The organism is Pseudomonas sp. 2 (assembly GCF_056627435.1).
Genome location: NZ_JBWXNG010000004.1, coordinates 285,916 through 311,562 on the forward strand (window position 1 = coordinate 285,916; position 25,647 = coordinate 311,562).

The 25,647-nt window shown below is 63.0% G+C and carries 24 protein-coding genes and 1 pseudogene; 16 read left to right on the top strand and 9 right to left on the bottom strand.

The annotated features are described in order from the left end of the window. Nucleotides 1-71: 71 nt before the first annotated feature. The 5 genes and pseudogenes from AC1MEK_RS09105 to AC1MEK_RS09125 all read left to right on the top strand — a co-directional run. Nucleotides 72-1,448 (top strand): annotated as a pseudogene (locus AC1MEK_RS09105) (M16 family metallopeptidase); the annotation flags it as partial. After that, complete coding sequence (gene rsmD / locus AC1MEK_RS09110; protein ID WP_480395924.1) at nt 1,448-2,068, top strand: 16S rRNA (guanine(966)-N(2))-methyltransferase RsmD; 621 nt, start codon at nt 1,448-1,450, stop codon at nt 2,066-2,068. The pseudogene AC1MEK_RS09105 and the gene rsmD, both read left to right, overlap by 1 nt. After that, a complete protein-coding gene (locus tag AC1MEK_RS09115) occupies nt 2,052-3,059 on the top strand; it encodes a hydrolase (RefSeq protein ID WP_480395925.1) in 1,008 nt (335 codons plus the stop codon). Before rsmD ends, AC1MEK_RS09115 begins: the two co-directional genes overlap by 17 nt. A gap of 94 nt (nt 3,060-3,153) precedes the next feature. After that, complete coding sequence (locus AC1MEK_RS09120; protein ID WP_480395926.1) at nt 3,154-3,876, top strand: AzlC family ABC transporter permease; 723 nt, start codon at nt 3,154-3,156, stop codon at nt 3,874-3,876. Then, on the top strand, nt 3,873-4,196 hold the full coding sequence (locus tag AC1MEK_RS09125) for an AzlD domain-containing protein (RefSeq protein ID WP_480395927.1): 324 nt from the start codon (nt 3,873-3,875) through the stop codon (nt 4,194-4,196). Before AC1MEK_RS09120 ends, AC1MEK_RS09125 begins: the two co-directional genes overlap by 4 nt. Nucleotides 4,197-4,346: 150 nt before the next feature. Here the strand turns inward: AC1MEK_RS09125 and AC1MEK_RS09130 are convergent, their stop codons facing one another. Then, the gene (locus tag AC1MEK_RS09130) at nt 4,347-5,204 is read right to left on the bottom strand and encodes a sulfurtransferase (protein WP_480395928.1); all 858 of its coding nucleotides are present in this window, start codon (nt 5,202-5,204) and stop codon (nt 4,347-4,349) included. A gap of 75 nt (nt 5,205-5,279) precedes the next feature. Then, nucleotides 5,280-6,209, bottom strand: coding sequence for a LysR family transcriptional regulator (locus AC1MEK_RS09135; protein ID WP_480396068.1), 930 nt, complete (start codon nt 6,207-6,209; stop codon nt 5,280-5,282). 115 nt (nt 6,210-6,324) lie between these two features. Here AC1MEK_RS09135 and AC1MEK_RS09140 point away from each other — a divergent pair, with 115 nt between their 5' ends. Further along, on the top strand, nt 6,325-7,200 hold the full coding sequence (locus AC1MEK_RS09140; protein WP_480395929.1) for an MBL fold metallo-hydrolase: 876 nt from the start codon (nt 6,325-6,327) through the stop codon (nt 7,198-7,200). Nucleotides 7,201-7,253: 53 nt separating this feature from the next. On the opposite strand, the gene AC1MEK_RS09145 is transcribed toward AC1MEK_RS09140, so the two are convergent. Next, on the bottom strand, nt 7,254-7,934 hold the full coding sequence (locus tag AC1MEK_RS09145; protein ID WP_480395930.1) for a TetR/AcrR family transcriptional regulator: 681 nt from the start codon (nt 7,932-7,934) through the stop codon (nt 7,254-7,256). 142 nt (nt 7,935-8,076) lie between these two features. Here AC1MEK_RS09145 and AC1MEK_RS09150 point away from each other — a divergent pair, with 142 nt between their 5' ends. From AC1MEK_RS09150 to ggt, 6 genes are all read left to right on the top strand, one after another. Next, nucleotides 8,077-9,516, top strand: a complete 1,440-nt coding sequence (locus tag AC1MEK_RS09150) for a coniferyl aldehyde dehydrogenase (protein WP_480395931.1) — start codon at nt 8,077-8,079, stop codon at nt 9,514-9,516. Then, nucleotides 9,513-10,052 carry a twin-arginine translocation pathway signal protein gene (locus AC1MEK_RS09155; RefSeq protein ID WP_480395932.1) on the top strand — a complete coding sequence of 180 codons (540 nt, stop codon included), beginning with the start codon at nt 9,513-9,515 and terminating at the stop codon, nt 10,050-10,052. Before AC1MEK_RS09150 ends, AC1MEK_RS09155 begins: the two co-directional genes overlap by 4 nt. Nucleotides 10,053-10,083: 31 nt before the next feature. Beyond that, entirely contained in the window at nt 10,084-11,682 is a 1,599-nt protein-coding gene (locus tag AC1MEK_RS09160; RefSeq protein WP_480395933.1) for a GMC family oxidoreductase, read from the top strand. Nucleotides 11,683-11,756: 74 nt separating this feature from the next. Continuing rightward, nucleotides 11,757-12,236 carry a pantetheine-phosphate adenylyltransferase gene (gene coaD / locus AC1MEK_RS09165; protein WP_480395934.1) on the top strand — a complete coding sequence of 160 codons (480 nt, stop codon included), beginning with the start codon at nt 11,757-11,759 and terminating at the stop codon, nt 12,234-12,236. A 99-nt stretch (nt 12,237-12,335) separates the two neighbouring features. Further along, nucleotides 12,336-12,587 (top strand): YfhL family 4Fe-4S dicluster ferredoxin, encoded by a 252-nt coding sequence (locus tag AC1MEK_RS09170; protein ID WP_400599356.1) that lies wholly within the window; start codon nt 12,336-12,338, stop codon nt 12,585-12,587. A 79-nt stretch (nt 12,588-12,666) separates the two neighbouring features. After that, a complete protein-coding gene (gene ggt, locus AC1MEK_RS09175; protein WP_480395935.1) occupies nt 12,667-14,409 on the top strand; it encodes a gamma-glutamyltransferase in 1,743 nt (580 codons plus the stop codon). Here ggt and AC1MEK_RS09180 read toward each other — a convergent pair. From AC1MEK_RS09180 to AC1MEK_RS09190, 3 genes are all read right to left on the bottom strand, one after another. Further along, on the bottom strand, nt 14,391-14,729 hold the full coding sequence (locus AC1MEK_RS09180; protein ID WP_480395936.1) for a multidrug transporter: 339 nt from the start codon (nt 14,727-14,729) through the stop codon (nt 14,391-14,393). The two genes, ggt and AC1MEK_RS09180, sit on opposite strands and share 19 nt — an antisense overlap. Nucleotides 14,730-14,846: 117 nt before the next feature. Next, complete coding sequence (gene mutM / locus AC1MEK_RS09185) at nt 14,847-15,659, bottom strand: bifunctional DNA-formamidopyrimidine glycosylase/DNA-(apurinic or apyrimidinic site) lyase (RefSeq protein ID WP_480395937.1); 813 nt, start codon at nt 15,657-15,659, stop codon at nt 14,847-14,849. A gap of 39 nt (nt 15,660-15,698) precedes the next feature. After that, nucleotides 15,699-16,565, bottom strand: a complete 867-nt coding sequence (locus AC1MEK_RS09190) for an HDOD domain-containing protein (protein WP_480395938.1) — start codon at nt 16,563-16,565, stop codon at nt 15,699-15,701. A 169-nt stretch (nt 16,566-16,734) separates the two neighbouring features. Here AC1MEK_RS09190 and AC1MEK_RS09195 point away from each other — a divergent pair, with 169 nt between their 5' ends. Together AC1MEK_RS09195 and ilvD are read left to right on the top strand one after the other, a co-directional pair. After that, nucleotides 16,735-17,931 carry a class I SAM-dependent rRNA methyltransferase gene (locus AC1MEK_RS09195; protein ID WP_480395939.1) on the top strand — a complete coding sequence of 399 codons (1,197 nt, stop codon included), beginning with the start codon at nt 16,735-16,737 and terminating at the stop codon, nt 17,929-17,931. A 330-nt stretch (nt 17,932-18,261) separates the two neighbouring features. Next, complete coding sequence (gene ilvD / locus AC1MEK_RS09200) at nt 18,262-20,109, top strand: dihydroxy-acid dehydratase (RefSeq protein WP_480395940.1); 1,848 nt, start codon at nt 18,262-18,264, stop codon at nt 20,107-20,109. A gap of 176 nt (nt 20,110-20,285) precedes the next feature. Here the strand turns inward: ilvD and AC1MEK_RS09205 are convergent, their stop codons facing one another. The 3 genes from AC1MEK_RS09205 to AC1MEK_RS09215 are packed head-to-tail and all read right to left on the bottom strand — an operon-like array spanning nt 20,286 to nt 23,244. After that, nucleotides 20,286-21,071, bottom strand: a complete 786-nt coding sequence (locus AC1MEK_RS09205; protein WP_480395941.1) for an ABC transporter ATP-binding protein — start codon at nt 21,069-21,071, stop codon at nt 20,286-20,288. Continuing rightward, a complete protein-coding gene (locus tag AC1MEK_RS09210) occupies nt 21,068-22,147 on the bottom strand; it encodes a FecCD family ABC transporter permease (RefSeq protein WP_480395942.1) in 1,080 nt (359 codons plus the stop codon). The genes AC1MEK_RS09205 and AC1MEK_RS09210 overlap by 4 nt, the downstream gene beginning before the upstream one ends. Next, on the bottom strand, nt 22,144-23,244 hold the full coding sequence (locus tag AC1MEK_RS09215; RefSeq protein WP_480396069.1) for an ABC transporter substrate-binding protein: 1,101 nt from the start codon (nt 23,242-23,244) through the stop codon (nt 22,144-22,146). The genes AC1MEK_RS09210 and AC1MEK_RS09215 overlap by 4 nt, the downstream gene beginning before the upstream one ends. Before the next feature lie 252 nt (nt 23,245-23,496). Here AC1MEK_RS09215 and AC1MEK_RS09220 point away from each other — a divergent pair, with 252 nt between their 5' ends. Continuing rightward, entirely contained in the window at nt 23,497-24,207 is a 711-nt protein-coding gene (locus AC1MEK_RS09220; RefSeq protein WP_480395943.1) for a response regulator, read from the top strand. Nucleotides 24,208-24,214: 7 nt separating this feature from the next. After that, nucleotides 24,215-25,597 (top strand): ATP-binding protein, encoded by a 1,383-nt coding sequence (locus AC1MEK_RS09225; RefSeq protein WP_480395944.1) that lies wholly within the window; start codon nt 24,215-24,217, stop codon nt 25,595-25,597. Nucleotides 25,598-25,647 lie beyond the last annotated feature (50 nt).

The window sequence follows — 25,647 nt, forward strand, 5'->3', positions numbered from 1 at the left end:
TGAGCCTCGGACTGTTCGGCAGCGCGCAGAGCTTTGCAGAAACGTCCGGTACTGCGCCTGCTGACGCGCCCAAGGCCATCGACAAGGCCGCCTCGAAACTGGAAAGCCTCAAGGAGCTGGACGGCAAGGCGCCCGCACGGCGTACGCTGAACATCCAGTCCTGGAACACCGCCGAGGGCGCTCGCGTGCTGTTCGTCGAAGCCCACGAGCTGCCGATGTTCGACATGCGCCTGCTGTTCGCCGCCGGCAGCAGCCAGGACGGCGCCACCCCAGGCATCGCGCTGATCACCAACGCCATGCTCAACGAGGGCGTCAAAGGCAAGAACGTCGGCGCCATCGCCGAAGGGTTCGAAGGTCTGGGCGCCGACTTCGGCAACGGTTCCTATCGCGACATGGCCATTGCCTCGTTGCGCAGCCTGAGCGCGCCCGACAAGCGCGAACCGGCCCTGAAGCTGTTCTCGGAAGTCGTGGGCAAGCCGACCTTCCCGGCCGACTCACTGGCGCGCATCAAGAACCAGCTGCTGGCCAGCTTCGAATACCAGAAGCAGAACCCCGGCAAACTGGCGGGCGATGAGCTGTTCAAGCGTCTGTACGGCGAGCACCCGTACGCGCATCCGAGCATGGGCACGGCCAAGAGCATCACGCCGATCACCCTGGCGCAGCTAAAGGCCTTCCACGCCAAGGCCTACGCTGCCGGCAACGCGGTGATCGCGCTGGTGGGCGACCTGTCCCGCGCCGACGCTGAAGCCGTGGCCGCGCAAGTCTCGGCAGCGTTGCCAAAAGGTCCGGCACTGGCGAAAACCGTTGCGCCGACCGCGCCGCAAGCGGGCGAAACCCACATCGAATTCCCGTCCAAGCAGACTCACCTGATGCTGGCCGAACTGGGCATCAACCGCGCCGACCCTGATTACGCGGCGCTGTCGCTGGGCAACTCGATTCTGGGCGGCGGCGGTTTCGGCAGCCGCCTGATGACCGAAGTGCGGGAAAAACGCGGCCTGACCTACGGCGTGTCGTCGGGCTTCACCCCAATGCAGGCCCAGGGCCCGTTCATGATCGGCCTGCAGACCCGCGCCGAACTGAGCGAAAACACCCTCAAGCTGGTCAAGGACGTCACCCGCGAGTTCCTCGCCAACGGCCCGACCCAGAAAGAACTCGACGACGCCAAGCGCGAACTGGCGGGCAGTTTTCCGCTGTCGACCGCCAGCAATTCGGCCATCGTTGGCCAACTGGGCGCCATCGGCTTCTATAATCTGCCTCTGAATTACCTCGAAGATTTCATGACGCAGTCCCAGAGCGTCACCGTCGAGCAGATCAAGGCCGTGATGAACAAGCACCTGAACGTGGACAATCTGGTGATCGTGACCGCAGGTCCGACCGTCCCGCAGAAGCCGCTGCCACCCCCAACTGACAGACCCGCCGAGCAACCACTTGGCGTTCCGGAGCACTGATGACCTCGACTTCCAAACCGCCGCGTATCCACAAAGGCGCCAAAGTACACACAGGCCTTGGCCACTTGCGGATCATCGGCGGTGAATGGCGCAGTCGGCGTCTGACTTTCCCTGATGGCCCGGGCTTGCGCCCGACGCCGGACCGGGTCCGGGAGACCCTGTTCAACTGGCTGGCGCCTTACATCGAAGGCGCCCGCGTGCTCGACCCGTTCGTCGGTAGCGGCGCGCTGTACCTCGAAGCGCTGTCGCGTGGCGCCAGCATGGGCCTGGCGCTGGACACAAACTCGGCGGCGATCTCCAGCCTGCGCGAGCATCTGGGCACCTTGCGCTGCACCGTGGGCAAGACGTCCACCGGTGACGCCCTGCGCTATCTGGAAACCCAGCCTGCCGAGCAGTTCGACGTGGTGTTCCTCGACCCGCCGTTCCACCAGAACCTGCTGGCGCCTGCCTGCACGCTGCTGGAGGAACGCAACTGGCTGGCCAATGACGCCTGGGTCTATACCGAAAGCGAAACCGCGCCTTCGACCCTGGGCATGCCGGGTAACTGGCGCCTGCACCGAGAGAAAAAGGCCGGGCAGGTGTACTACGCGCTGTGGGAACGCAGTGGCACCGCTCACTGACAGCCGTCCGTTCGTTCCCGCGTTCGGTCTCGGCAATCCTCACCTGCAAACCCTGTGGGGGCCCCTGTGGCGCAAGACCATTCATCTGGAACGGCGCCGCGAACGTCTCTGGCTGGAAGACGGCGACTTTCTCGACATCGACTGGCACGGCCCGCATGACGCGAAAGTGCCCGTCGTGCTGGTCCTGCATGGCCTGACCGGCTCGTCCAACTCGCCCTATGTGGTGGGCTTGCAGCAGGCCATGGCCAAACGCGGCTGGACCAGCGCCGCGCTGAACTGGCGCGGCTGCTCGGGCGAGCCGAACCTGCTGCCACGCAGCTATCACTCCGGCGCCAGCGAAGACCTGGCCGCCGTCATCGACCACATTCGCACCGCCCGGCCATTGGCGCCGCTGTACGCGGTGGGCTACTCGCTGGGCGGCAACATCCTGCTCAAGCACCTGGGTGAGTCGGGCGTGGACAGCCACTTGCAGGGCGCGGCGGCGGTCTCGGTGCCGTTTCGCCTGGACGAATGCGCCGACCGCATCGGCCAGGGCTTTTCCAAGGTTTACCAGCGGCATTTCATGCGCGAGATGGTCGGTTACATCAAGGACAAGCAGCGGCGCTTTCAGCATGAAGGGCTGAGCGAGGGACTGGCCGAACTGGCCGCGCTGGGCTCGCTGGAAAACCTTCGCACCTTCTGGGAATTCGACGGCCGGGTGACGGCGCCGCTCAATGGCTTCCTCGATGCGCACGACTATTACCGCAGGGCGTCGAGCCGCTACTTCCTCGGCGCCATCCGCACACCGACCTTGCTGGTGCAAGCGCTGGACGACCCGTTCGTGTTCAAGCACAGCCTGCCCGATGCCAGCGAACTGTCAGCCAGCACCGCGTTCGATCTGCAGACCAAAGGCGGGCATGTGGGATTTGTCGGCGGCTCGATCAGAACGCCGGTCTACTACCTGGAACAGCGGATTCCGCAGTGGTTGGCGGACGTCCACGGCGTAATGTAAATCGCCCCCGTGTTGCCACGGACGATCTTGCAAGATCGTTCAAGACAACCCCCGCCCGCACCGGCCTACCATCCGGGACATAAGGAGAAAACCCATGTCCCGCAACCAACTCTACGTTCGCGGCCTTCGCGACAGCGTGCCCATGCTGTTCGGCATCGCGCCGTTCGGCATCATTTTCGGAACCCTGGCCGGGGTCGGCGGCCTGTCGCTGTGGCAGGCGGTCGGCATGTCGATGTTCGTCTACGCCGGTTCCGCGCAGTTCATCGTCATCAGCCTGATGGGCGCCAGCGCCAGTGCCGTGGTGATTCTGCTGACCACCCTGATCGTCAACCTGCGCCACGTGCTGTACAGCGCCACCCTGCAACCCCAGGTCCAGGACATGCCACAGCGCTGGCGCCTGCTGCTGGCGTTCTGGCTCACCGACGAAACCTTCGCCGTGGTTCAGCGCTATTACCTGGTGCACGGCAAATCGCCGTTGGCGCACTGGTACTGGCTCGGTGTCGCCTGCTCGCTGTATGCCTGCTGGGTGGGCAGCTCGCTGGTCGGCGTGCTGTTCGGCCAGGCCGTGCCGGACATGGCGGGCTGGGGCCTGGAATTCGCCATGCTGGCGACCTTCATCGGTATCGTCGTGCCGGTGCTGCGCAACCAGCCGCAAATCGCCGCAGCACTGGCCGCGGGCGTGGTTGCGCTGATGACCTGGTCGTGGCCCTACAAACTGGGGTTGATGGCCGCAGCCTTCAGCGGGATCGCCGTCGGCGTGATCCTCGAACGCCGACAGACCAATGGCGTGGCGCCCGCGAAGGAGGTGCATTCATGAGTTACTGGTGGCTGATTCTGGGCATGACCGCGATCACCTTCCTGATGCGCTACAGCCTGTTCGCCTGGCCGAACCTGCGCTTCCCGCCGGTGGTGCGCCAGGGCCTGCATTACGTGCCGACCGCCGTGCTGACCGCAATCGTGGTGCCCGGCATGCTGATGCCCGATGGCCAGCACTGGCAGCTGTCACTGGATAACGCTTATCTGCTGGGCGGCATCATTGCCATCGCGATCGCGGCATTTACCCGCAATTTATTGGCAACGATCGCCGGGGGATTGGCGGTGTTCTTCTTGCTGCGCTGGGCAATGGGGCAGATCTGAAGCCCAACGGCGACGGATCGGGCCCATCGCAATTGCCCCGATGTACGCGGCCCTCTGTAGGAGCGAATTCATTCGCGAAGGCCGATCAGACGACATATCTCTATCGCCTGACCCATTTTCGCGAATGAATTCGCTCCTACAGATCCGCGTTCACTCCCCTGTCGCGACCGCGCGCTGCGGATCGGTGATCCATTCACTCCACGACCCCGCATACAACCGCCCCAACGGATAACCCGCCAGGCATAGCGCGAACAGGTTGTGGCACGCCGTCACGCCGGAGCCGCAATAGGCCACCAGCTTCTCGGCAGGCCGCCCGTTCAGTATCTCGGTGAAACGCTGCTTGAGCTGATCGGCTGGCAGAAAACGTCCATCCGCACCCAGATTGTCAGTGAAGGCCGCGCACTGGGCGCCCGGAATATGCCCCGCCACCGGATCGATCGGCTCGACCTCGCCGCGAAAGCGCGCAGGCGCCCGGGCATCGATCACGGCTACTTCCGGCTTTTCGAGTTTTTTCCGCACATCGGCAGCACTGAGCACCAGCGCGTCGTCCGGCTTGCCCCGGAAGTTGCCCTCGCGATGCTCTGGCGGGTCCAGGCTCAGCGGCAGGCCTGTGGCATGCCAGGCCTTCAGGCCGCCATCGAGAATGAACACGCCGTCGCGCTTGCCCAGCCAGGCCAGCAGCCACCAGGCACGAGCCGCATAGGCACCGGGGCCGTCGTCATACAGTACGATTTCGCTGTCGTTATCGACGCCCCAGAACCGCAACCGCTCGATCAGCGCCTGCGGGTTGGGCAATGGATGACGCCCCGTCACACCCTTGGTGATCGGCCCGCTCAGGTCGTTGAGCAAGTCGGCGTAGGAAGAGCCCTCGATATGCCCCTCGGCATAGCTGCGCTGGCCGTAGTCCAGGTCATCGAGGGAGGCACGGCAATCCAGAATGACCAGCCCGGATTTCCTGTTTTGGCGATCCGCCAGTTGTTGCGGGCTGATCAGTTGCGCAATAGACATGATTGGCTCCTGCAAGTGGAGTAACGGACATTTCGACAGCGTGAATGTGTCTGGAAGTGTGTCCGCAGCACGCAATCAATGTCCACCCCTGGCCGACGGTTCCAGCCACTGATCCCATTGCGGCTGCGTGGCGAATCGCTGGATCAGGAAATCCAGAAATGCTCGCAGCGCAACCGGCATGTGCTTGCGCGATGTGTAGACCGCGTACAGGGTCAGTTCCTGCGGCCTGGCGTGCGGCAGCAGACGAACCAGCTCGCCCCGCTGAACGAGCGCGCCGGCCTGGTAGGTGGGCAACATCGCAATGCCCGCGCCCATCAACACGGCACGTTGCAGGGCCAGGGCATCATTGGACGTGATGCTGCCTTTGACGGGAACCGAGACCTGCCTGCCGTCCACCTCGAACTGCCACAGATTGCGCCCGAAGTAGGCATGCGTCAGGCAGTTGTGCTCGCTCAGCGATTCGACCCGCTCAGGCCAGCCATGCTCGCGCAAGTAACCGGCGGAGGCGCACACCACCGAGCGGCAGACGCAAAGGCGTCGGGCGATCAGGCCCGGGTCCACGACATTGCTGGTGCGAATGGCCAGATCGATGCGCTCATCCACCAGATGCACGGTGCGATCCAGCGCTTCCATGTCGATACACACGGCGGGGTGCAGGGCGACAAAATCGGCAATCGCGTCGATCAATTGGGCCTGCCCGAACGAAGTGCTCACGCTCACGCGCAGCTCGCCCCGCGGTATGGCATCAGGTTCGCTGACTGCAGCGCGCAGAGAATCGGAATACTCCAGCATCGTCCGACAGCGGACCAAGGCTTCCTGCCCGGCAGCGGTGAGGCTCAGCTTGCGAGTGGTGCGATGCATCAGCCGCGCCCCGAGCCAGTCCTCCAGTGTCGCCAGGTAGCGGGAAACCACTGGCCGGGACATTCCCAGGTGTTCAGCCGCCGCCGACTGGCTGCCTTGATCGATGACGGCGACGAAGACGCGCATGGCGCTCAGGTGATCCATGATTTGCCCGGTTTCAGAAACAAACCGTATTGAATACCGACGTTTTTTGTACCGCAAGGCGCAACTAAGCTTCAGGTTCGACCTTATCCGGTCCAAATCACTGCGGAGCTCATGCATGTCATTGTTCAAATACTGCCTCTCGGCACTGGGCGCACTGATGTTCGCCAGCCACGTCTACGCCAGCCCTGCGCCATTGCAGTTGACGGTCTACAACCCCGGTAACGACGCGCTGTTTCCAGTCAGTTCGGTCATCGTCAGCGGTGAGAGGGACGCCATTCTGGTGGATGCCCAATTCGGCGCGAGCCAGGCCGAACAGGTAGTCAGGCAGATCCGGGCATCCGGCAAACACCTGACCGCCATCTACATCAGCCACGGCGACCCGGACTACTACTTCGGCCTTGAAACCCTGACCACGGCATTCCCCGATGCTCGCGTAGTCGCCTCTGCCCCGACCGTTGCCCATATCAAGAAGACAATGACCGACAAACTGGCTTACTGGGGGCCGAAAATGGGGGCTGACAAGCCTTCGAAGCTGGTCATACCGGACGTGCTGCAAGGCAACAGCCTGCCCCTCGAAGGCCAGAAGCTCGAAGTCATCGGGCTGGACAGCCAGCAACCCGATCGCAGCTTCGTCTGGATTCCGTCGATCAAGGCGGTGGTCGGGGGCGTGGTAGTCGCCGAGAACATCCACGTCTGGATGGCCGACACTCAGGGTGAAGAGGCGCAGCAGCAATGGCTCAAGACGCTGCAACGCATCCTCGACCTTGCGCCGCAAACCGTGATTCCCGGTCATTACCTGGGTGAAAGCAGCCGGTCCGTCAAAGCGGCTCAATTCACCAGGGATTACATCAGCACCTTCCTCAAGGAAACGCCGAAGGCGAAGAACTCAAGCGAGCTGATCGGTGCCATGCAACGCGCCTTTCCCGGCCTTGGGGACGAATCATCGCTGGAGCTCAGCGCCAAGGTCGCCAAAGGCGAAATGCAGTGGTGACCTGCCGTGCAGGGGCCGACTCGCCCAAGGGTGAGCGACCGCTGAAGCGAGGTTCAATCCTGGTAGATGCCAACCAGCGGCACGCAGAACTGCTCGCACAGCGCTTGCACTTCATCCCGTGCCTTGGGGGTGACGTAGGCCATTTCCAGCATCAGCACCTGATAGACACCCCGGCGGATGGCATCTTCGTTCAGCCGCGTGGCGTTCTCACGAGTCGTGCAGAGAAATCGCACCCACGAGGTCAGGATGATCCAGGCATTGAGGGTCAGCGATTCGATCTGCACTTCGTCCATCTGCAGAATGCCGGCCTCGACGAAGCCGCCGTAAATGGCCATGGCCTTGAGCAAACAATGCTGGGAAAAGCGTCGATAGCGCGCCGCAAGCTCAGGGTCGGCATCGAGCAGGTGCTCGAGATCGCGGTGCAGGAAGCGGTAGCGCCACATGCCGTCGAGGATCGCCAGGAGGTAATGACGCTTGTCTTCAACCCCAGGCAGACGCCCTTCGGGCAGGTGCAGGAAACTGTCCACCAGCGCTTCGTACTCGCTGAACAGCTCGGCGATGATCGCCTGCTTGTTGGGGAAGTGGTAGTACAGGTTGCCTGGCGAAATTTCCATGTGGGCCGCGATGTGATTGGTGCTGACACTGCGCTCACCCTGCTGATTGAACAGCGCAAGACTCGTCTGCACGATACGGTCTCGGGTGTTGATGCGAAGGGTCTTGATGCGCGGCGCCATGCTCGACTCAGAGGCTGAATGTGACGGGAATGTGCTGAATCTTAACGCATGCATCGAGGCCGGGGGCAGGCAGAGGCTGCATTTGACTTTATAGAGTAATGACTCTAAAAATCACTCTATAAAATCAGAAGGAAGTGCAGCGATGCCTGTCGAATCCCTCCGCTCGTCCCTGCCAGACGACATTCCCGCCCAGCAGGATGATCTCCAGTACATCTTCGACGCCCAGCGCCGGGCCTTTGCGGCGAACCCGATGCCGGTCGCGGGGCAGCGGCGGCAATGGCTCGACAGCCTGCGCCAGTTGCTCAGCGATGAACGCCAGGCCCTGATCGAGGCCATCAGCGCCGATTTCAGCCACCGCAGCGCCGACGAGACGCTGCTCGCCGAGCTGATGCCCAGCCTGCACAACATCCATTACGCCCGCCGTCATCTGAAGAAATGGATGCGTCCGTCCCGCCGCCGCGTGGGCATGGCGTTTCAGCCAGCGGCGGCGAAAGTCGTGTACCAGCCGCTCGGTGTGGTGGGCGTGATCGTGCCGTGGAATTACCCGCTGTACCTCGCCATCGGCCCGATGGTCGGCGCCCTGGCGGCGGGCAATCGGGTGATGCTCAAACTCAGCGAATCCACGCCCGCCACCGGCCAGTTGCTCAAGACGCTGTTCGCCAGAGTCTTTCCCGAAGATCTGGTGGCTGTGGTGCTGGGCGAGGCGGATGTCGGCATCGCCTTCTCGAAACTGCCGTTCGATCATTTGCTGTTCACCGGCGCCACCAGCGTCGGGCGGCATGTGATGCGCGCCGCTGCGGAAAATCTCACCCCGGTGACCCTGGAGCTGGGCGGCAAATCCCCCGCCATCGTCGCCCAGGACGTGCCGCTCAAGGACGCCGCCGAGCGCATCGCCTTCGGAAAGACCCTCAATGCCGGACAAACCTGTGTGGCGCCGGACTACGTGCTGGTGCCCAAGGATCGCGTCGAGGGGTTCGTCGCGGCCTACAAACAGGCGGTTACCGGCTTTTTTCCTACGCTTGCCGACAATCCGGACTACACCGCGATCATCAATCCGCGCCATCTGGCACGCCTGAACAGCTACCTGGAAGACGCCACCGACAAAGGCGCGCGCGTCATCCCGCTGTACCCGCAAGGCCAGGGGCGACGCATGTCGTTCAGCCTGTTGCTCGATGTGCGCGATGACATGTTGGTCATGCAGGACGAGATTTTCGGGCCGTTATTGCCCATCGTGCCTTACGAGCGTATCGAGCAGGCTCTGGACTACATCAATCAACGTCCTCGCCCACTGGCCCTGTATTACTTCGGCTACAACAAGGCCGAGCAGAATCGCGTGCTGGAACAGACGCATTCCGGCGGAGTTTGTCTGAATGACACCCTGCTGCATGTCGCTCAGGACGACTTGCCCTTCGGCGGCATCGGCCCCTCGGGGATGGGGCACTACCACGGCCACGAAGGCTTTCTCACCTTCAGCAAGGCCAAAGGCGTGTTCATCAAGCAACGCTTCAACGCGGCGCGGTTGATTTATCCGCCCTACGGCAAGGCGATTCAGAAGCTGATTCAGAGACTGTTCGTACGATGAGCGCTGAAACCGCTGAAGGGTTTTCACGGCGAAACCTGCTCAAGTTCAGCCTCGGCGCCACCGTATTTCTGGGCACAGTCGGCGTCACGGCCAGCCTCAGCGGTTGTTCGGCCAGCAGCGCGGCAGCGGGATTTTCGGCGTTGCGCGCCAGCGACCTGCCGTTGTTGAAGGCTTTGATCCCGGTGCTGCTCGATGGCGCGCTGGCGAACATTTCTGCGCAATCGGCCACCGAACGCACCTTGCACAGCCTGGACCGAGGCCTTGCGAGCCTGTCGCCGCAAATGCTGAAACTGACTCGCCAGCTGTTCGACGTGCTGACGATGGCCATCACCCGTGGGCCGCTGACGGGTATCTGGGGATCCTGGGAAAGCGCCGACGCCGGTCAGATCCGCCATTTTCTCGATCGTTGGGAGCACAGTTCGCTGAACTTGCTGCGTCAGGGCCACAGCTCGCTGCTGCAGCTGGTGCTCATGGCCTGGTACAGCCAGCCCGAGTCCTGGGCTCACTGCGGCTACCCTGGCCCACCTAAAGTCTGATGCAAGAAAAACAACAATAAGCAGAGGTTACATGCCAGTTGCCGACACGTTTCGCGAAGGTCTTGCTCGCGGATGGAAAACCTACGATGGTTCGCGCCTTGAAAGCGATCTGACTCTGGAAGCCGATGTCGCCATCATCGGCAGCGGCGCGGGCGGCGGTACCACCGCAGAAATCCTCAGCGCCGCCGGGCTCAAGGTGCTGATCATCGAAGAGGGCCCGCTGAAAACCAGCTCCGACTTCGCGCTGCTGGAAGATCAGGCGTATTCCACGCTGTATCAGGAAGGCATCGGCCGAATGAGCAATGATGGCGCGATCACCATTCTGCAGGGCCGCGCGGTGGGCGGCACGACGCTGGTGAACTGGACGTCGAGCTTTCGCACGCCCGATCAGACCCTCGAGCACTGGGCGCGACAGCATCAGGTCAAAGGGCACAGCCCCGCCGAAATGGCGCCCTGGTTCGAGAAAATGGAGCAGCGCCTGGGCGTGGCGCCGTGGATCATGCCGCCCAACGCCAATAACGACGTGATCCGCCAGGGCTGCGAAAAACTTGGCTACAGCTGGCATGTGATCCCACGCAACGTGCGCGGTTGCTGGAACCTGGGCTATTGCGGCCTGGGCTGCCCGACCAATGCCAAGCAATCGATGCTGGTCACCACCATCCCCGCGACATTGGATAAGGGCGGCGAGCTGCTTTACCTGAGCCGCGCCGAGCGCGTGATCATCAACGCCGGCAAGGTCACCGGCGTGGAATGCCTGGCGATGGACGAACGCTGCGTTGCCCCGACCGGCCGCAAGATCAGGGTCAAGGCGCGGCACACCGTGCTGGCTGGCGGCGGCATCAACAGCCCCGCGCTGTTGATGCGCTCCAAGGCGCCCGACCCGCACGAGCGACTGGGCAAGCGCACCTTTCTGCACTTGGTGGCCTTCTCGGCGGCGCTGTTCGATCAGGTGATCAACCCGTTCTACGGCGCGCCGCAGTCGATCTATTCCGACCATTTCCAGTGGCGCGACGGTGTGACCGGGCCCATGGCCTACAAACTCGAAGTGCCGCCGCTGCAGCCCGCGCTGGCCAGCACATTGCTGGGCAGCTACGGCCCGACCAACGCCGAGCGCATGGCGCAACTCCCGCATACCCACATGATGCTGGCGCTGCTGCGCGACGGGTTTCACCCAGACAGCGCGGGCGGCGACGTGCAATTGCGCAGCGATGGCACCCCGGTGCTGGACTATCAGGTTTCGCCCTACGCCTGGGACGGCGTACGCCGCGCCCTGCACAGCATGGCCGAGATCCAGTTCGCAGGCGGCGCCCGAGCGGTCATGCCGCTGCACGGCGACGCGCACTACATGAAAACCGCCGAACAGGCACGCACGCTGATCGATGGCCTGAGCCTTGAGACTTTCCGCACCCGCCTGGGCAGCGCTCATGTGATGGGCGGTTGCGCCATGGGCGAGGACCCAAGGCTGGCGGTGGCCGACAGCCTGGGGCGCCATCATCAGCTGGAAAACCTGTCGATCCACGACGGCTCGCTGTTTCCCACCAGCATCGGCGCCAATCCGCAGTTGTCGGTGTATGGGCTGACGGCGCAGTTGGCGACGGCGTTGTTGCAGCGGTTGCAAGATCCGGCGTAGACGCCGCCCCGCGACTTGGCCCCGCGTGCCCGCTACGCTACCATCCCGGTTCCCTGCGACATCAGGACGACGCGATGAACCGAGTGTTGTACCCAGGCACCTTCGACCCCATCACCAAGGGCCATGGCGATCTGGTCGAGCGCGCTTCGCGCATGTTCGATCAAGTGGTCATCGCCATCGCTGCCAGCCCGAAGAAAAACCCGCTTTTCCCGCTGGAGCAACGTGTCGAACTGGCTCGTGAAGCCACCCAACACCTGCCGAACGTCGAAGTCGTCGGTTTTTCGACACTGCTCGCCCACTTCGCCCAGGAGCAGAACGCCAATATTCTGCTGCGCGGCCTGCGCGCCGTGTCTGACTTCGAATACGAATTCCAGCTGGCCAACATGAACAAGCAGCTGGCGCCGGACGTGGAAAGTCTTTTTCTCACCCCATCCGAACGCTACTCGTTCATTTCATCTACGCTGGTCAGAGAAATCGCAGCGTTAGGCGGTGATATCAGCAAATTCGTACACCCTGCGGTCGCCAAGGCGCTGAGCGAAAGGTTCAAGACCTGACCTCGACGCGATGGTGCAGGTGCATGTCGAGCGCTAATGCGGCACAATTCGCCGCATTCGTTTTGATATGCCCCGGCATCGACCGCGGCAGGAGTATCCATGTCCCTGATCATCACCGACGATTGCATCAATTGCGACGTCTGCGAACCCGAGTGCCCGAACGAAGCGATCTCTCAAGGTGAAGAGATCTACGTGATCAACCCGAACCTGTGCACTGAGTGCGTCGGCCATTACGACGAACCGCAATGCCAGCAAGTGTGCCCCGTGGATTGCATCCCGCTGGATGAAAACCACGTGGAGAGCAAGGACGAGCTCATGGCCAAATACAAGTTGATCACCAGTAAGGCATAACCGAAGGCATATCCTGTCGGCATCCGCGCTTTCGCCGAAGACACTGGCTGTAATGCCTGTTGACCTGAGCGAGATACGCATGACATCGAAGCTTTCGCGGATTCCGTCCTCGGTGGGCGCGGCGCTTTTCCTGTGCGCCTTCAACACCCAGGCCAGTCCCGACCATCCGGGTCAGGCGGCCATCGCCAGCCCTCACCCCATTGCGACTGCCGCCGGTCGGGAAATTCTGGTCGACGGCGGCAACGCTTTCGACGCCGCCATCGCCATCAGCGCAACACTCGCCGTGGTCGAGCCCTATGGCTCCGGCATGGGCGGCGGTGGTTTTTTTCTGCTGCGTCAGGCCGGGGAGCCGGTGCAGTACCAGTTCCTCGATGCCCGCGAAAAAGCGCCGCTCAAGGCCAAGAGCAGGATGTTTTATCGCCATGGCGTCGCCCAGGCCGATCTTTCCCTGAATGGCCCGATGGCTGCGGCCATCCCCGGCCTGCCCGCCGCGCTGGTGGAACTGGCCGAACGCTATGGCCGTTTGCCACTGACGATCTCCCTGGCACCGGCCATCCGCGTGGCCTATCGCGGCTTCAAGGTCGACGGGGTCTACCGTGAACGTGCCAGCTGGCGGCTGTTCGCACTCCGGGAAAACAAGGAAAGCGCCCGGCTGTTCCTGCGCAACAATGATGTGCCGGAACTGGGCGAGATCATCAAACAGCCGGAACTGGCACAGACCCTGGATCGCCTGGCCGACAAAGGCCGCGCCGGGTTCTACAGCGGCTTGACGGCCCAGGCGATGGTCAGCGGGGTTCGGGCAGCGGGCGGCATCTGGAATTACCACGATTTCGAAGAATACGACGTGATTACCCGCACGCCGCTGCGCTTTCCACTGGCTGACCAGCGCGAGCTGATCAGCGCCCCACCGCCCTCCGCCGGTGGCGTGGCACTGGCGCAGAGCCTGTACATGCTGCAGCAGTTGCCGTGGCGCGAATCCGAGAAGGTCCAGCGCGCCCATTACGTGGTTGAAGTGCTGCGCCGTGCGTATCGCGACCGGGTGCTGTTCGGCGATCCGGACTACGTGCCCAATCCGGTGGCACAGGTCCTGGCGCCCGATTACCTGATGCAACTGACCACCAGCATCGACCCGCACCGGGCCACGCCGAACAACATCCTGCCGCCTGCGCCGCGCTGGCGCGAGGGCGACAACACCAGCCACTTCGCCGTACTGGACAACGAGGGCAATGCGGTCGCCGCGACCCTGTCGCTGAATCTGCCGTTCGGCTCGACCTTCACCGTGCCCGGCACGGGCGTTATCCTCAACGACGAGATGGACGACTTCGCCGTCGATCCCAAGGGCAGCAATACCTACGGCCTGGTGGGCAGCCAGGCGAACATCATCGAGCCGGGCAAGCGCCCGCTGTCGAGCATGAGCCCCAGCTTCATCGAAAGCCCCCATGCATTCACCGCCTTTGGCACACCGGGCGGCAGCCGGATTCCCAGCATGGTGCTGCTGTCGATGCTGGAGTATCTGGACGATCAACCCATTACCAACTGGATATCAGTGCCGCGCTATCACCATCAGTACATTCCTGACGTGATGGAGTACGAACCGGGGGCGTTCACTGACGAGGAACTGGCCGACCTGCGCGAGCGCGGCTATCGGCTGCGGGAGACCAAGCGCGACTTCGGCAATCAGCAGGTGCTGCTGTGGCGCAAGACCAACGCCCGCGTGGAAGCCGCGAGCGATCCTCGCGGCATTGGTGTTTCAGAAATATTCAAACCGACGGCGCCGTTGAGCCTGATACGCGCCTGCGCGGATCAGTCGTGCTTGCCGTAGCCGCTGGTGGTGCAACCCAGGCAACGCACGAACGCAGCCTTGCCGGGATCGACCACCAGCGCCTTGCCGGTGGCGCCCAGGTTGCCGCCTGCTGCGGCGAACGGTGATGCGATGACAAACAGCCCGGCGCCGAGCACGGTCGCCACGATCAGCAGCGGACGGGCCACCAGCAGGTCGCCGATCATCGCGTAGGCAGGGGGATTCTGAATCTGATAGACGGGATCTTCCCCGCCCGATGCCTCAACCTGCGCCATGGCGGGTGTCATCTGCAAACCAAAAAACAGGGCCAGGGTAGCAGCGAGAATGCGAAACGGGCTCATGGCGTGGTCCTTCAGGCTCGGCAACAAAAGTGATGCTGATCACTATAAACAGGCATCAAGGTTAAGCAAGGGAATGCGTGTCTCTTTAACGACACAGATCCTGTAGGAAACCCGCCCTTATTTCTGGCATTTGGGGCAATAAACGCTCGCCCGCTGCCCCAGCTTGATTTCGCGCATTGTCGTGCCGCAGACCTTGCACGGCTCCTCGCCGCGCCCGTACGCGAACAGCTCCTGCTGGAAGTAACCCGGCTGGCCGTCGCCGCCGATGAAGTCGCGCAAGGTGGTGCCGCCCCGCTCGATCGCTGCCGCCAGAATCCGTTTGATTTCCACCGCCAGCTTTATATAGCGCGCCTTGGAGATGCTTTTGGCTTCACGGCGAGGGTCGATGCCCGCGGCGAACAGCGCTTCGGTCGCGTAGATATTGCCCACGCCGACCACCACGGCGTTGTCCATGATGAACGGCTTGACCGCCATCGAGCGGCCACGGGACAGCTCGAACAGGCGCAAGCCGTCGAACAGATCGGTCAGTGGCTCAGGCCCCAGGCGCACCAGCAGCTCATGGTTGTGCGGGTCGAGGCTCCAGAGCATCGCGCCAAAACGACGAGGGTCGGTGTAGCGCAGGGCCAGCCCGGACTCCAGCTCGATGTCCACATGCTCGTGCTTGAGCGCCGGCATCCCCACTTCCACCAGGCGTAGATTGCCCGACATGCCCAAGTGGCTGATCAAGGTGCCGACTTCTGCCTGGATCAGCAGATACTTGGCGCGCCGCTCCACTACCACAATCTTCTGGCCGGACAAACGCACGTCCAGATCTTCCGGGATCGGCCAGCGCAGGCGGCGATCACGCACGATCACGCGGCTGACGCGCTGCCCTTCCAGGTGGGGCGCGATGCCCCGGCGGGTGGTTTCGACTTCAGGCAATTCAGGCATGGGACAACTCGGTGGGGGCCAGGCGCGCGGCTCGCAGGGTCAGTGCGAGCTCAGTTCACGGATACTTTCCTTGAGGTTCTCGAAATCGTAGTCCGAGAGCCCGACGTAATCGAGGATCAGGTGGCCGATGCTGTTCCACTCATGATCGACCACCTGATTGCCCAGCACGCGGTGTGAAGAACAGATGTGCTCGGCCATCTTCAGGATCGCCAGCAGATTCTTCAGCGGCGCGTTGCGGCCTGATTCGTCCTGGAAAATCGCCAGCGCGTTGTGGTGATTGGCGATGGCATTGCTGACATGTTCAGGCAAACGCCAGGATTTGGCAGTGAAATAGCCGACAACCGCATGGTTGGTGTTGAGAATGCGGTTTTCGGTGTCGACTACGCGCGACTCGGGCCCGGCGTTGGCGTAGGCCTCTTCGAGCACATTCATGTACTCGGGGAAGCGCTTGAGCATCAATGGCACGCCGCAGTCATGGAACAAGCCCAGCGCGTAGGATTCGTCCACGGTCTGCGAGCCGATGCGCTTGGCCAGCGTCAGACTGGTCATCGCCACATCCTGCGCAGTGTCCCAGAAGCGGTTGAGCACCACGATGGTCTCGTCGCTCATCTCGCCCTTGATCGACTGCGCGTTGATCAGGTTGATCACCGAACGGCTGCCCAGCAGGTTCACTGCGCGCTGAATCGAGGCGATCTTGTTGGCCAGGCCGTAATGCGCCGAGTTGACGATTTTCAGCAGGGCACCGGAAAGCCCCGGATCCTGCGCGATCAACCGGGCGATGACACCCAGGTCAGGGTCGGGCATGTACTGCTCCATCTGCAAATCCACCATGATTTGCGGCTGGGGCGGGACGCTGATGCCTTGCAACGCCTGCTGGATCTGCTCGGAAGTAAGCTCTTGGGACATAAGTACACACTCGGGGTCAGGGGGCGATTTTAACCCTTGTCGCCCATGCTTCGACAACCGTTGATACAGTCTTTGGATCCGACAGACCGTCAGCCGGTTAATTCAAGGCGACGCGCCCGCAGGCGGAATCACGGGGTATAATCCCGCTCTTTTTTCCCGGAGCGACGTCATGTCCCTGCCTAGCTTGCGCCTCAAGCCCAACGCCGACCGCCGCCTTCGCGCCGGTCACCTGTGGGTCTACAGCAACGAAATCGACGTTGCCGCCACCCCGCTCAACGGCTTCGCTCCTGGCGCACAAGCGATACTTGAGGCTGCTGGCGGCAAGCCGCTGGGCATCGTCGCGCTAAGCCCGAACAACCTGATCTGCGCACGCCTGCTGTCGCGCGATATCAAGCTGCCGCTGGACAAGTCGCTGCTGGTGCACCGCCTGAACGTCTGCCTGTCTCTGCGCGAGCGCCTGTTCGACAAGCCTTTCTATCGTCTGGTCTACGGCGATTCGGACCTGCTGCCGGGCCTGGTGGTCGACCGTTTCGGTGACATTCTGGTGGTGCAGCTGGCCTCCGCCACCATGGAACAGCACAAGGACGACGTGCTGGCGGCGCTGATTCAAGTGCTCAAGCCAAGCGGCATCCTGCTCAAGAACGACTCGGCCGCACGCGATGCCGAGGGCCTGAATCGCTACGTCGAAACCGCGTTCGGCCTGGTGCCGGAATGGGTCGCGCTGGAAGAGAACGGCGTGAAGTTCGAAGCGCCGGTGATGGAAGGCCAGAAAACCGGCTGGTTCTACGACCACCGCATGAACCGCGCACGCCTGGCGCCGTACGTCAAAGGCAAGCGCGTGCTGGACCTGTTCAGCTACATCGGCGGCTGGGGCGTGCAAGCCGGCGCATTCGGTGCCAGCGAAGTGTTCTGCGTCGACGCCTCGGGCTTCGCCCTGGATGGCGTTGAACGCAACGCGACGCTGAACGGCTTTGCCGACAAGGTCACCTGCGTCGAAGGCGATGTTTTCGAAGCCCTGAAAGAGCTGAAGGCTGCCGAAGAACGTTTCGACGTGATCGTCGCCGACCCGCCCGCCTTCATCAAACGCAAGAAAGACCTGAAGAACGGCGAAGGTGCCTACCGCCGCTTGAACGAACAGGCCATGCGCCTGCTGACCAAGGACGGCATCCTGGTCAGCGCATCCTGCTCGATGCATTTGCCGGAAGACGATCTGCAAAACATCCTCCTGACCAGCGCCCGCCACCTTGACCGCAACATCCAGCTGCTGGAACGCGGCGGCCAGGGCCCGGATCACCCGGTACACCCGGCGATTCCGGAAACGCGTTACATCAAGAGCATTACTTGCCGGTTGTTGCCCAACAGCTGATCGATGCGGCGACTGATCTGACGTCATTCGCGAGCAAGCTCACTCCTACAGGCCTTGCACCTTTCCTGTAGGAGTGAGCTTGCTCGCGAAGCTTTCTCGGTGATCCAGCAAGCCCCTGATCGGTCTTGGCATTCCATCCGCACGCCAGCGGTGTAGAATCGGCGTATTCATCGCCAATCATCCCCGGCGGGTTTATGAGCTCCGGCCGAGCGCGCAGCGATCCTGTGGCGTCACCGACCTCATCCGCAACGGCAGCTACCTGTCGCCGTTGCAATGGACCAAGAGAAGCTCACTCCCTGTTTAAACCTGATTAGCCGCCCGGAGTGCTCCATGCCTGATTATCGTTCGAAAACGTCCACCCACGGCCGCAACATGGCCGGTGCGCGCGCCCTGTGGCGCGCCACGGGTATGAAAGACGAAGACTTCAAGAAACCGATCATCGCCATCGCCAACTCGTTCACCCAGTTCGTACCGGGTCACGTGCACCTGAAGGATCTGGGCCAGCTGGTTGCCCGCGAGATCGAAAAAGCCGGTGGTGTGGCCAAGGAATTCAACACCATTGCCGTGGATGACGGCATCGCCATGGGCCACGACGGCATGCTGTACTCGCTGCCGAGCCGCGAGATCATCGCCGACTCCGTGGAGTACATGGTCAACGCGCACTGCGCCGACGCCATCGTCTGCATCTCCAACTGCGACAAGATCACCCCCGGCATGCTGATGGCCGCCCTGCGCCTGAACATCCCGGTGATCTTCGTCTCCGGCGGCCCGATGGAAGCCGGCAAGACCAAACTGGCCAGCCACGGCCTGGACCTGGTCGACGCGATGGTCATCGCCGCCGACTCTTCGGCGTCCGACGAGAAAGTCGCCGAATACGAGCGCAGCGCCTGCCCAACCTGCGGTTCGTGCTCCGGCATGTTCACCGCCAACTCCATGAACTGCCTGACCGAAGCGCTGGGCCTGGCCCTGCCGGGCAACGGTTCGACCCTGGCCACCCACGCTGACCGCGAGCAGCTGTTCCTGCAGGCAGGCCGCACCATCGTCGAGCTGTGCAAAACCTACTATCGCGATGGCGACGAGTCGGTGCTGCCGCGCAACATCGCCAACTTCAAGGCCTTTGAAAACGCGATGACCCTGGACATCGCCATGGGCGGTTCGACCAACACCATCCTGCACCTGCTGGCGGCCGCCCAGGAAGCCGAGGTCGCGTTCGACCTGCGCGACATCGATCGCCTGTCGCGCAAAGTGCCGCAGCTGTGCAAGGTCGCGCCGAACATCCAGAAGTACCACATGGAAGACGTGCACCGCGCCGGCGGCATCTTCAGCATTCTGGGCGAGCTGGCCCGTGGCGGCCTGTTGCACACCAACCTGCCGACCGTGCACGCAAAATCCATGGAAGAAGCCATCGCCAAGTGGGACATCACCCAGACTGACGACGAAGCGGTGCACACCTTCTTCAAGGCAGGCCCGGCCGGTATCCCGACCCAGACCGCCTTCAGCCAGTCGACCCGCTGGGAAACCCTGGACGACGACCGCGAGAACGGCTGTATCCGCAGCGTCGAGCACGCCTACTCGCAAGAAGGCGGCCTGGCCGTGCTGTATGGCAACATCGCGCTGGACGGTTGCGTGGTGAAAACCGCGGGCGTGGACGAGTCGATCCACGTGTTCGAAGGCAGCGCGAAGATCTTCGAAAGCCAGGACAGCGCCGTGCGCGGCATCCTCGCCGATGAAGTGAAGGCCGGCGACATCGTGATCATCCGTTACGAAGGCCCGAAAGGCGGCCCGGGCATGCAGGAAATGCTGTACCCGACCTCCTACCTGAAATCCAAGGGCCTGGGCAAAGCCTGTGCGCTGCTGACCGACGGCCGCTTCTCGGGCGGTACCTCGGGCCTGTCCATCGGCCACGCTTCGCCAGAAGCCGCAGCCGGTGGCGCGATTGGCCTGGTGCGCGATGGCGACAAGGTGCTGATCGACATTCCGAACCGTGGCATCAACCTGTTGGTGTCCGACGAAGAACTGGCCGCCCGCCGCGCCGAGCAGGACAAGAAAGGCTGGAAACCGGTCGAAGCACGCCCTCGCAAGGTGACCACGGCCCTCAAGGCCTACGCCCTGCTCGCCACCAGCGCCGATAAAGGCGCAGTGCGTGACAAAGGCATGCTGGACAAGCTGGTGCCGTAATCGGCCTCGGCGCAGCAACCAAAAAGCCCGGCAGCGATGCCGGGCTTTTTTATTTGGCGTCACTCTCGCCCACGTAGCAGCACGGCTTGCCGGCGGGGCGATCGATCAGCAAAAGATGCATTGCCTGACACAACGCTCCCGCCGGCAAGCCGTGCTGCTACGGATCGGTGGCGATATCAGGCCAACGCCCCATCCACCAGCACCTGAATGCTGCCCTGCGAGCAAAACTCGACCCGCCCCTGCACGCCATACACATCGGCGAGCAACCCCGGTGTGAGGATCTGCCCCGCGCCACCGAAGGCGAACAATTGCCCGTCGCGCAACACAGCGAGATGATCGGCATGCCGCGCCGCCAGGCTGATGTCGTGCAGGACCACCACCGCAATCAACTGATGCTCACGCACCATGTCGCGCACGCAGGCCATGACCTTGAGCTGGTAATTCAGGTCCAGCGCACTGGTCGGCTCATCCAGCAGCATGACCTTTGGCCGGCGTGCAATCAGTTGCGCCAGGCTGACCAATTGCCGCTGCCCGCCGGAAAGCCCGTTCAACAGGTGATCGGCCAAGTGCGTGATGCCGATCCGCTGCAACGCCTGATACGCCTCGCGCAGACAAGCCTCGCTCGACAACGGCACGCCGTCGGACGTCCCCGCGCGCAACGCCGCCACCACGCTTTCCATGACGCTGAGCGAGAGCCCCGGCGGCAGGTTCTGCGGCATGTAGGTGATCTGCCGCGCACGCTCTGCGATGGACACAGTATTCAGCGAGCGACCTTGCAGGCTGACATCGCCGGTCATCCTTTCCAGCCCGGCGATGCCTCTGAGCAAGGTCGACTTGCCAGCGCCGTTCGGGCCGATCAGCGCGGTCACCGTGCCCGGCCGAAGCTCTGGCAAGGACAGCCCGCGCACCACCTGCCGGCGCCCATAGGCGATATGCACATCCCCCACGTTCAGGCCGCTCATAGCTGCCTCCCGCGCTTGAACACCAGAAACACAAAAATCGGCACGCCGACCAACGCCGTAACAATACCCACCGGCACGATCACGCCGGGCATGATCAGCTTGCTGGCAATCGACGACAGCGACAGCAACAGGGCGCCGACCAATGCGCTGGCCGGAAGCAGAAAGCGCTGATCTTCGCCCACCAGAATCCGCGCGATGTGCGGGCCGACCAGGCCGATGAATCCGATGGTGCCGACAAACGCCACCGCCGTGGCCGACAGCAGGCTGATGCGCAGCAGGGAAAACAACCGCAAGCGGCGCACGTCGATGCCGAAGCTCTGCGCCCGGTCCTCGCCCATGCGCAGCAGCGTCATGCGCGGCGATGCGGCGAACGACATCGGCATGATCACCGCCAGCACCAGCGCCAGCATGCCCAGCTTGTCCCAGTTGGCCCGCGCAACACTGCCCAGGCTCCAGAACACCAGTTGCTGCAGCACGTCTTCAGTGGCGACCAGTTGCAGCAGCGCCACCAACGCGTTGCAGCTGAACACCAGCGCGATGCCGAACAGCACCAGACTCTCCACACCCGCGCCGCGCAGCTTCGACATGGCTTGCAGCAGAAACACCGATGCGCAGGCGAACACGAACGCCGATACCGTCACGGCGGCATTCCCTGAGAGCCAACTGAACGAGACCGGAAAAACGATCACCAGCGAGGCGCCCAACGCCGCCGCCGAGGACACGCCCAGAGTGAACGGGCTGGCCAGCGGGTTGTTGAGGATGGCCTGCATTTCCGCGCCCGCCAGCGACAAGGCGCAGCCCACCAGCACGGCCATCAGCGCGTACGGCAGGCGCACGTTCCAGATGATGATGCGGTCGGTGATCGGCAGATGGTCGGGGTGCAGCACGCCGTCGAGCAGCGTGCCCAGGCTCATGCCGGACGGGCCGGTGGTCAGGTCGATCAGCACCGCGAACACCAGCACCACCGCCAGCCCGGCCAGCAGCCAGAAACGCCGCGCCAGCAAGCGTCGATAACCCTGGCTGGCGGCTTCAAGACCTGCCGCGGCAGCGGGCAGGCCATGTGCTTGAGAAGTCACTTCTGCTGATCGATCCAGTACTGGCCGGACAGCGGCGTTTGCAGGAATTTCTGGTTCATCTCAGCCATGGTCTGCTGCGGGTCCAGGTCCTTGAACTTGGCCGGGCTGATCCATTTGGCGAGCGCTTCGATGGCCAGAATGTTGTACGGCGAGTTGTAGAAGTCATGCCACAGGCCATGGGCCTGCCCTTCGCGAATCGGCCGCAGGTCCTTGAACTCGGGGCGCGCCAACACTTTCTGGAATGCTGCCTGCGCTGGCGCTGCTTGTACGCCCGCGCCCAGCAGCAGACCCGGTTCGTGGTTGCCAGTGGCGATATAGACGTCCGGGTCGGCCTTGAGCGCATATTCCACGCTCACGTCGCCCAGTGCGCCCGGCACCACGCCTTCGGCGATGTTGCGCCCGCCCACCAGCTTGATCACTTCACCCAGGCCGCTCTTGCCGGTGGTGTGCCCCGGCGCCTGCCAGGCACCGGCCAGCAGTTCGAGGAACACGCTCGGGCGCTGGCCGTCGTCGACCTTGCCCACGGTGTCGATCACATGCTTGAGGTGCTGATCGTAGAAATCGATGTAATCGGCAGCCTGTTTCTCACGGCCCAGGGCCTGCCCCAGCGCCATCATGCTGGTGCGGGTGCCTTCGATGGGCTTGATGCGAAAGTCGACGAACAGCACCGGAATGCCCGCTGCTGCCAGGGTGTCAGCCACCGGGCTGTGCTCGGTGGGGCCGTGGCCGGAAATGCTGAACACCGCCAGGTCAGGTTTCAGGCTGAGGATTTCTTCGGCGCTGACGCTCTGCTCGGAGGCCTGGCCGATCAGCGGAATCTTGCTGACTTCGGGAAATTTCGCCGCGTAGGCGTTGTAGGTGTTGGGGTCCAGCTTCTTGAGATCAGCCTGCCAACCGACGATGCGCTTGAACGGCTCGTCGCGATCAAGCAGCGCAAACACCGAGATCAACCGGCCTTCACCCAGCACCACGCGCTGAACGTGGTCCGACACCTGAACCTTGCGGCCCAACACGTCGGTGACTTCTTTGGCCGAGGCCATGGACATCTGGCCCACACAGGCGCCGAGCAGCAAGACCAGCGCAGCGGCGCTGCGCATCGAGAGGAAAGTTTTGAACACGCACGTCTCCAGATTACAATGACTCGCATTTACAACAGCCAGTCTAAAGAGCAGCGCGGCCCGGGTCGGGCCGAGTTTGTATTGCGGGTGCAGGAATTCGTCGCCCACAACATTCCATTACATTTGCTCCGCCCGCCGGTCGGTTTTTCCGCTACCACAGCGTCGGCAGGATCGTCCGGTGCACATTTCGGCAGGGCTGCCCTTCTTCGGTTCACAGGCACAGCGTCCCCTATGTCCAGGCAAGACCACGTTTTGATCGTCGATGACGATCCGGAAATCCGCCAACTGATCGCCGAGTACCTGCGCGATGCGGGCTATCAGACCTCCACCGCCTGCGACGGCAAGGAGATGCGTCGCCGCCTTGAGCTGAACGTCATCGACCTGATCGTGCTGGACGTGATGCTGCCCGGCGAAGACGGCCTGAGCCTGTGCCGCGAGTTGCGCACCACCTCCAACACGCCGGTGATCATGCTCACTGCGCGCGGCAGCCTGATCGACCGCATCGTCGGCCTGGAGATCGGCGCGGACGACTACCTGCCCAAGCCATTCGACCCGCGCGAATTGCTGGTACGCATCAAGGTGGTGCTGCGCCGGGTGCAGAGCTTCCCCGAACGCGCCCGCGTCGATGAAACCCCGTTCGTCAACTTCGACGGCTGGCAGCTGGACACCCGCGCACGCCAAGTACTGTCACCCCAAGGGCTGGTGATCAGCCTGGGCAACTCCGATTACCGCGTACTGCGCTTGCTCTTGCAGCACCCCAATCGCCCCTTGAGCCGCGACTTTCTGCTCAATCACGTGTTCGAGAAAAACAGCACGCCGTTCGACCGCTCCATCGATGTCTGCGTCAGCCGCTTGCGTCAGCAGCTCGATCCCAAGCTGATCAAGACCGTGCGCAACGAAGGCTACATGCTGACTGCAACTGAAGTGGCCAGCGCCTCGTGAGACTTCCATGAGGCTTTGGCCGCGCACGCTGTACGGGCGCCTGGTGATCATTCTGGTCGCGGGGATGATCGCCGCGCAGATCGCCACCAGCAGCATCTGGTACGACGTGCGCCACAGCCAGGTGCTGGAAATTCCCACGCGCCTGATCGCCAGCCGTCTGGCTGATATCGTGCGGGTCATCCATGTCGCACCCACCCACACCAACGGTTTTATCGGCCACCTCAATACGCCAGACTTTCGCTTGCAGTTCATCGAAGCGCCGACGCCGCGCAGCGAAACCCTGAGCAGTGCCGATCAGGCCACCGAGCGCCTGCTCAACAACGTGATCGAACAGCGTACCGGCATCCCCAGCGATCTGCGCCTGTTGCACCTCTCGCTGCTCGACGATCAGGGCCATGCGGCCGGGATGAGCACGCTGTTTGGCTCAAGCCCCGCAGCGGGCATGTTCAATATCGAGCTGCACCTGCCCGATGGCCGCTGGTTGCAGGTGCGCGCCCGAGAGGATCAAGGCTGGACCAGCCTGACGCCGCTGCAGGTGATGTTCGATTACTTCCTGCGCATTTACCTGGTGCGGATCATTCTGCTGACCATCATTGTCCTGCTCGCGGTGCGCCTGGCCATTCGCCCGCTGACCGAGCTGACCAACGCCGCGCAGGCGCTGGGCCGCGACATCAAGCGCGCACCGCTGGCGCTGGACGGCCCGTTGGAAGTGCGCCGCGCGGCCAAGGCGTTCAACAGCATGCAGCAGCGCCTGATCGCCAACCTGCGCGAGCGTACGCGGTTTCTCGCGGCGATCTCCCACGACCTGCGTTCACCCATCACGCGGCTGCGCCTGCGCACCGAAATGCTCGCCGATGAGCAGACGCGGGAGCGCTTTCGCAAGGATCTGGAGGACATGGAAAACATGGTGTCGTCGACGCTGGAGTTCGTCAGCAGCGGCGAAATCAACGAAACCCGCCAGAGCGTGGACATCAACGCGCTGCTGCAAAGCCTGCAAGTGGATTTTCAGGACATGGGCGCCCAGGTCGCGTTGCATGGCGAGGCGTATCAGCCACTGCCCGCCTACTCGCGCAGCCTGAAACGCTGCGTGCAGAACCTCCTGGAGAACGCCATTCGTTACGGGCATCAGGCGGACATCTTTATCGAGGATCAACCCGAGCGCTTGCGCATCGTGATCGCCGATCAGGGCCCGGGCATTCCGGAGGATCAACTGGAGCAGGTGGTCGAGCCGTTCTACCGCCTGGAAAGCTCGCGCAATGCGGGCACCGGCGGCTACGGGTTGGGCCTGAGCATCGCCCACACCGTAGCGGCCGCCCACGACGGCCGCCTGCAACTGCGTAATCGCGACAGCGGCGGGCTTGAGGCGATTCTCGATCTACCCAGAACCTGACGAAACGCAATCGCATGGACACCGATGATCAATGTAGGAGTGAGCTTGCT

Excerpts from the sequence above, each read along its gene's own strand:
- AC1MEK_RS09130 (WP_480395928.1), bottom strand. The coding sequence starts at position 5,204 with ATGTCTATTGCGCAACTGATCAGCCCGCAACAACTGGCGGATCGCCAA.
- AC1MEK_RS09140 (WP_480395929.1), top strand. The coding sequence starts at position 6,325 with ATGTCATTGTTCAAATACTGCCTCTCGGCACTGGGCGCACTGATGTTC.
- AC1MEK_RS09150 (WP_480395931.1), top strand. The coding sequence starts at position 8,077 with ATGCCTGTCGAATCCCTCCGCTCGTCCCTGCCAGACGACATTCCCGCC.
- AC1MEK_RS09135 (WP_480396068.1), bottom strand. The coding sequence starts at position 6,209 with ATGGATCACCTGAGCGCCATGCGCGTCTTCGTCGCCGTCATCGATCAA.
- ggt (WP_480395935.1), top strand. The coding sequence starts at position 12,667 with ATGACATCGAAGCTTTCGCGGATTCCGTCCTCGGTGGGCGCGGCGCTT.
- AC1MEK_RS09215 (WP_480396069.1), bottom strand. The coding sequence starts at position 23,244 with ATGCGCAGCGCCGCTGCGCTGGTCTTGCTGCTCGGCGCCTGTGTGGGC.
- AC1MEK_RS09125 (WP_480395927.1), top strand. The coding sequence starts at position 3,873 with ATGAGTTACTGGTGGCTGATTCTGGGCATGACCGCGATCACCTTCCTG.
- AC1MEK_RS09120 (WP_480395926.1), top strand. The coding sequence starts at position 3,154 with ATGTCCCGCAACCAACTCTACGTTCGCGGCCTTCGCGACAGCGTGCCC.
- AC1MEK_RS09155 (WP_480395932.1), top strand. The coding sequence starts at position 9,513 with ATGAGCGCTGAAACCGCTGAAGGGTTTTCACGGCGAAACCTGCTCAAG.
- rsmD (WP_480395924.1), top strand. The coding sequence starts at position 1,448 with ATGACCTCGACTTCCAAACCGCCGCGTATCCACAAAGGCGCCAAAGTA.
- coaD (WP_480395934.1), top strand. The coding sequence starts at position 11,757 with ATGAACCGAGTGTTGTACCCAGGCACCTTCGACCCCATCACCAAGGGC.
- AC1MEK_RS09145 (WP_480395930.1), bottom strand. The coding sequence starts at position 7,934 with ATGGCGCCGCGCATCAAGACCCTTCGCATCAACACCCGAGACCGTATC.
- AC1MEK_RS09195 (WP_480395939.1), top strand. The coding sequence starts at position 16,735 with ATGTCCCTGCCTAGCTTGCGCCTCAAGCCCAACGCCGACCGCCGCCTT.
- AC1MEK_RS09180 (WP_480395936.1), bottom strand. The coding sequence starts at position 14,729 with ATGAGCCCGTTTCGCATTCTCGCTGCTACCCTGGCCCTGTTTTTTGGT.
- AC1MEK_RS09205 (WP_480395941.1), bottom strand. The coding sequence starts at position 21,071 with ATGAGCGGCCTGAACGTGGGGGATGTGCATATCGCCTATGGGCGCCGG.
- AC1MEK_RS09190 (WP_480395938.1), bottom strand. The coding sequence starts at position 16,565 with ATGTCCCAAGAGCTTACTTCCGAGCAGATCCAGCAGGCGTTGCAAGGC.
- mutM (WP_480395937.1), bottom strand. The coding sequence starts at position 15,659 with ATGCCTGAATTGCCTGAAGTCGAAACCACCCGCCGGGGCATCGCGCCC.
- AC1MEK_RS09160 (WP_480395933.1), top strand. The coding sequence starts at position 10,084 with ATGCCAGTTGCCGACACGTTTCGCGAAGGTCTTGCTCGCGGATGGAAA.
- AC1MEK_RS09170 (WP_400599356.1), top strand. The coding sequence starts at position 12,336 with ATGTCCCTGATCATCACCGACGATTGCATCAATTGCGACGTCTGCGAA.
- AC1MEK_RS09220 (WP_480395943.1), top strand. The coding sequence starts at position 23,497 with ATGTCCAGGCAAGACCACGTTTTGATCGTCGATGACGATCCGGAAATC.
- AC1MEK_RS09225 (WP_480395944.1), top strand. The coding sequence starts at position 24,215 with ATGAGGCTTTGGCCGCGCACGCTGTACGGGCGCCTGGTGATCATTCTG.
- ilvD (WP_480395940.1), top strand. The coding sequence starts at position 18,262 with ATGCCTGATTATCGTTCGAAAACGTCCACCCACGGCCGCAACATGGCC.